We start from the raw sequence: 5,538 nt of genomic DNA on the forward strand, positions 1-5,538 counted from the left end.
CCGGATCACGATTTCTCCCCCGGCCATACTAGCGGGCGCCTGCAATCCGCCGCTTCCGATGGTACCGCCGCTGAAAGAATTGATGGTGAGGTATCCGCTGTTGGCGGCGTTATTGTTGGGATATCTTCCCATGGCCTGAATGACATTGTCGATGACCACGGTACTGACGGCAGCGGAGACTTCTGGAATGGAGGCTTCGTAGACATTTCCGCCCTTAGAGACCCAGTCTTTGATTTCACGCAACCCGGTCAACACGGGTTTTTCCCCGGAGCCATAGCTTCCGAAAGAGATGGGTGCACCAGCGGTACCGGATTTGGTGATGGAGATGGTACCCTGAAAGGTATCTCCGTTTTTGAACAGGATGTTGTCCCCGGGCTGAAGGGAACTGAAAATTGAGTTCAGTTTTTGAATGCTCCTCCATGGGGTATTCTGATTCTGGGCCTGAGTGCTGCTGCGAGCATCATCGCCAAGAGTAGAAGAGAAATAATAGGTGGCTGCATTAGAAAAGGAGCATACCAGAAACATTAAGGTANCTGGGCCTGAGTGCTGCTGCGAGCATCATCGCCAAGAGTAGAAGAGAAATAATAGGTGGCTGCATTAGAAAAGGAGCATACCAGAAACATTAAGGTAAAGAATACCATCCTGCCTAAATAGGTAAATAAATTTTCCATGAATTTGATGATCTATAAACAGTTTTTCGTGGGTGATTAACTGTATTATGTGTTTTTAAATTATGTTTTATGAGATATACATTGCTTTAATTGTATCTTTTATAAAACATTTACGTTAGCACAATATTTAATAATGTTTTGAAATAAAAAACTATTTTAATTCTAGCTCTTAGTTAATAAGAGACAGAATTAAATTATAAATAAATAATTAGTTTTAAAACTTTCTTTTTGAATTAGAAAATTTGATTTTTAAAACTTAAAAAATGTATAAAGAGCTGTGCTTATGGCTTATTGGGCCAATAATATTTTTTAAAAAAAAAATTGAAAAAAATTGAAAAAAATTGAAAAAAATTGAAACTATAAGTAATTTATAAATGGAAAATATTCGTTTTTTATCCAGACTATATTATTAAGTAATATGAATGCCTGATTATTTTATAAAATCTTAAATCTATTTATATCACTTAAATCATATTTTTTATGATTTTGGAGAATAGTTAGGAATTTATAAAAGTTGTTATACTTTGAATGAAAAAATGTATAAATAACAGATAGTCAGTTACTTAACTTAGTTCCTTGAAGAAAAGTAAATCAAGTACTGGAATAGAGGGGAGGGGTGCTGATTTTCCATTTAAGGCTTGAAATATCGACTGTCGGATATATTCCTTAAATGAAATCAAATTGAAGAATGGATGTAAAAAATGATTAAAACACCTTAGTATCTTTGATATAGAGGTATTTTCTGCACGTTGTACAGCTGAAAAGTGGAAAAGTATTTTAGCATACTAACCTAGAGTATGCATCCTCTTTCATACTATCTGATAGAAGACGATTCCAAGGCTTTGGATTTCGGGCTGGTAATAAGAACGGATTAAGGCGGTTCTAGGAATAAAGTAAGCGCAGAGTGGATTGCAAGTTTGAAATGACTGAGTTAGGAAAAAATTAATAGGTTTAAAGTCCTGGAGAATAAACAAAATAGATCATGAGAATACCTGCTTCCGTTTTGATCAATACATTTTAAAAGAAAATTTGATGTCTATTGAAAATGGAAGGGGTATCAAACTTTTGTTAAGAATTTTTAATTGCCTGTGTATCAGGTGATTTGTAATCCTGAACTCATAGAGTTTATTCCCAGATTAGTTACAAGTGCTCTTATGAGTTATTGAAATACATATAAGTTGATATGTTATGAATAGTTATAATTTTCAATATAACTCGAATATGGTTAATTATGTTTTATGACTTATATAAATTGTTTTTTATAGTAATGTAAAGTGTGAATTGAGTATTTGATTAAGAGTAAGAGTGCTTCTTAAATAAAAATCAATTTCTTCTGGAAGAAGAAATTGTCTCTTCAGAATGAAGGAAAAAAAAGAGCACTCAATATTCTCAAGTGCTCTTTTTTATTACTCCTTTATAAATTTCTTACTAGAAATGTTATTGCCGTTTGCAGCTAAGTGCAGAACATAAACTCCATTTTTTAAATCAGAAACGTCAATAGTTATTGTAGATTCCTCAGGTTTTGTTTTGAAAGTTCTATGAACTGTGCCATTCATTGATACTACTCTTAATTCAAAATCATAAGTTCCATCTAAATTTGTAAAGATTATATTCAGGTAGTCTGTAGTTGGATTTGGTCCTACAATGAATTCCAACTGAATATTCTGGATATCTTTTGATTGATAATCGACTGCCTTTAACAACACTGGATATGAGAAATAGAATTTACCTTTTGTATCGGTGATTTTCGCTACAAGCCTATGATTTCCTTCTGGGATGTTTTCCCAATCAAGCCCAGTTGAATCTTGAGTAAGTTCGCCTACTAATTCCTTATTATTGAATAGTTCGACTTTTTCAATTTTGGCATCATTACTTTTTATTTCAAATTTAATATGAACATTGCTAAATGCTTCAAATTCTGATCTTTCACTTGGTAAGCCAATTTTGATTTCAGGAGCTACAAAAGGTCTGTAGTATTTAGTAACGTTGATGTCTTTATTAGGCATTTCAAGGTCCAAAAGAATTTGATTTCCAGCCTCAACCCCATCTATACTCCAATGATCAAATACGGCATCTTCTTCATCTTCAACTATTAATATCAATTTTTCACCTACTTCCGCTTCAGTAGAAACTACCATAGGTGTGGCTTTTCCTGACAACTCTTCGATATTAGATGATATTTTAACTCTATAGAACTTATTACCCGTAAAATCAGGATAAGTGATTTTAGTGGTTATTAGGTTTTCAATTTCTTCCCGTGAAAGTTGCCTGTTCCAGATTCCAACATTGTCCAGGATACCTTCAAACCTTCTGGTATTCGCCGTGCTTTTTAGTAGTGAAGCTGAACCAATCGTCAATTCCATGTCTGATTTTGCCATTGTTCCCGAAAGCCTATTGGATTTTTCAGGTTCGACCGTATCCAAATATAGACTATAGCCTTCACCTGATTTATAGGTTGCAATTACCCTGACCCATTTTCCCAAGGGAACTGTCTGGGTAGAAACCCAATCCTGGAGCCCGGGATTATTCGCCCGGATTCTTATTTTATTGTCCTTTGTAATCGCCAATGAGTAAGCTTGGTTTTCAGGCCAACTGGATGAAAATGTTTTACCTATAATAATGCTGCTATATTTCTGACCATTTCCCTCCCGGAAAATATCGGCCATCAAGGTAAACTCAGTGGTAAGGTTCAGTCCATTACTGTGCGGAACACTTGAAATCGAGGATTTTCCGTCATACTTGTTCCCTTTTTCAATAAAACCTTCGACATGGCTGATTTGTGTGCTTGTTCCGTGATTTTGACCATGGGAATCCCTTAGCACACCTGACAAATTGGTGTTCATCTCATAAAACGCAACCAATCCTTCCAATAACCCTGTTCCCTCCCCTGGCCCGGGAGCGACATTTGCTTTTTCTCCGACATTAATATCGACGGCGGTTGAAACTGTAGTCGTTCCTTTGTTGTCAGTAGCCTTTGCAGTCAGGGAGAAGCTTCCAACAGGAAGGTTAGTCCAGACAAAGCTGTACGGGGAAGAAGTGTCAGTTCCCAGCAAGGTGGTTCCGTTAAAGAAATCGACTTTGGCGATGGTTCCGTCTACATTTGTAGCAGTAGCGGTGATGGAGAGGCTATCTCCCTGGATGAACTGGGAGTTTGCACCTGGAGCGATGATGCTTACGCTTGGTGCGTCGTTTTGTATTGTGAAGTGCATGGAGTTGAGATTGCCAAAGTATCCATTTTCGCCGTTGCTGTCAAGAACGTAGCGCAGCACATGCGTTCCTGCTGGGAGATTAACTCCCGTCTTCTTTACAGAGGCCCAAGAACCCCAACCACCCGTGGCTGGAACAGTAAGAGGACCGGTGACATCGATACCGTCGCATTCTATGTGGAAAGTTCCACCGGCGCCAGGAGCGGCCACTCGCGCATCAAGGTTGTAAGCTCCCGCCGTTGTAATATTGACTGTGTACTCAAGCCACTCGTTGAGATACATCCAACCCACGCTGTAACCGCCTTCGGCAGCAACTTCGATATCAACATCGTCAGCACGGTAGGCTCCGCCAATATTGCCTGAATCGATATCGTGATAGCTTACACCATTTCCACCTAAGTCATAATTTTCGGCCTCCACTGTTCCTGGGATTATTGCGGCCGTTCCACCATAAGGAGAGCGGGATGTTTTTTCTCCGTCATTACTGTTGACAACGGCAATATTAACAACGGCTGAAACAGTAGCCAATCCTTTATCGTCTGTAGCCTTTGCAGTCAGAGAGAAGCTTCCAACAGAAAGATTAGCCCAGGCAAAGCTGTACGGTGAAGTAGTGTCAGTTCCCAAAAGCGTGTTTCCATTATAGAAATCGACTTTGGCAATTGTTCCATCCGCATTTGTAGCGTTAGCAGTGATGCCAAGGTTATCTCCCTGGATGAACTGGGAGTTTGCACCTGGAGCGGTGATGCTTACGCTTGGTGCGTCGTTTGGTATTGTGAAGTGTAAGGAGTTGAGATTGCCGAAGTATCCATTTTCGCCGTTGCTATCAAGAATGAAACGAAGTATATGCTTTCCGGCTGGGAGATTGACTCCCGTCTTCTTCACAGAAGCCCAAGAACCCCATCCACCCGTGGCTGGAACAATAAGAGGACCGGTGACATCGATACCGTCGCATTCAATGTGGAAAGTTCCACCGGCGCCAGGAGCTGCCACTCGCGCATCAAGGTTATAAGCTCCTGCCTTAGTAATATTGACTGTGTACTCTAGCCATTCGTTGAGATGCATCCAACCCACGCTATAACCGCCTTCGGCAGCAACTTCGATATCAACATCATCATTACGGTAGGCTCCGCCAATATTTCCTGAATTGATATCATGATAGCCTACACCTTGGCCCCCGAGGTCATAATTTTCGGCTTCCACCGTTCCGGGGATTATCGCGGCTGTTCCACCATAAGGAGAACCTGTTGTTTTTTCAGCGACATTTTCTTTCTCAACGACATTGATCTCGACAGCGGTTGAAACTGTAGTCGTTCCTTTGTTGTCAGTAGCCTTTGCAGTCAGGGAGAAGCTTCCAACAGGAAGGTTAGTCCAGTCAAAGCTATACGGTGAAGTAGTGTCAGTTCCCAAAAGTGTGTTTCCATTGTAGAATTCCACTTTGGTGATCGTTCCGTCCGTATTTGTAGCATCTGCTGTAATGTTGAGGTTGTCTCCGGGCTGGAATGAAGCATTTTGAGCGGGGGAACTTATGTTAACCGTAGGTGCCAAACTCCCTTTTTCTCCGACATTGATATTGACAATCTCTGAAACAGTAGCTTTTCCTTTGTTGTCAGTTGCCTTTGCAGTCAGAGAGAAACTTCCAAGAGGTAGGTTTGCCCATGCAA

At 39.9% G+C, this 5,538-nt stretch carries 1 protein-coding gene and 1 pseudogene; both read right to left on the reverse strand.

Annotated elements, in window-relative coordinates; translation table 11 throughout:
* A pseudogene (locus tag SYJ56_RS25625) lies at positions 1-525 on the reverse strand (malectin domain-containing carbohydrate-binding protein); the annotation flags it as partial.
* Between the two features lie 1,552 nt (positions 526-2,077).
* Positions 2,078-5,538, reverse strand: a 3,461-nt coding sequence (locus SYJ56_RS25630) for an Ig-like domain-containing protein (protein WP_323839222.1), incomplete at its 5' end; no start/stop codon positions are given.

This window comes from Algoriphagus aurantiacus (assembly GCF_035156405.1).
Lineage (GTDB): Bacteria > Bacteroidota > Bacteroidia > Cytophagales > Cyclobacteriaceae > Algoriphagus > Algoriphagus aurantiacus.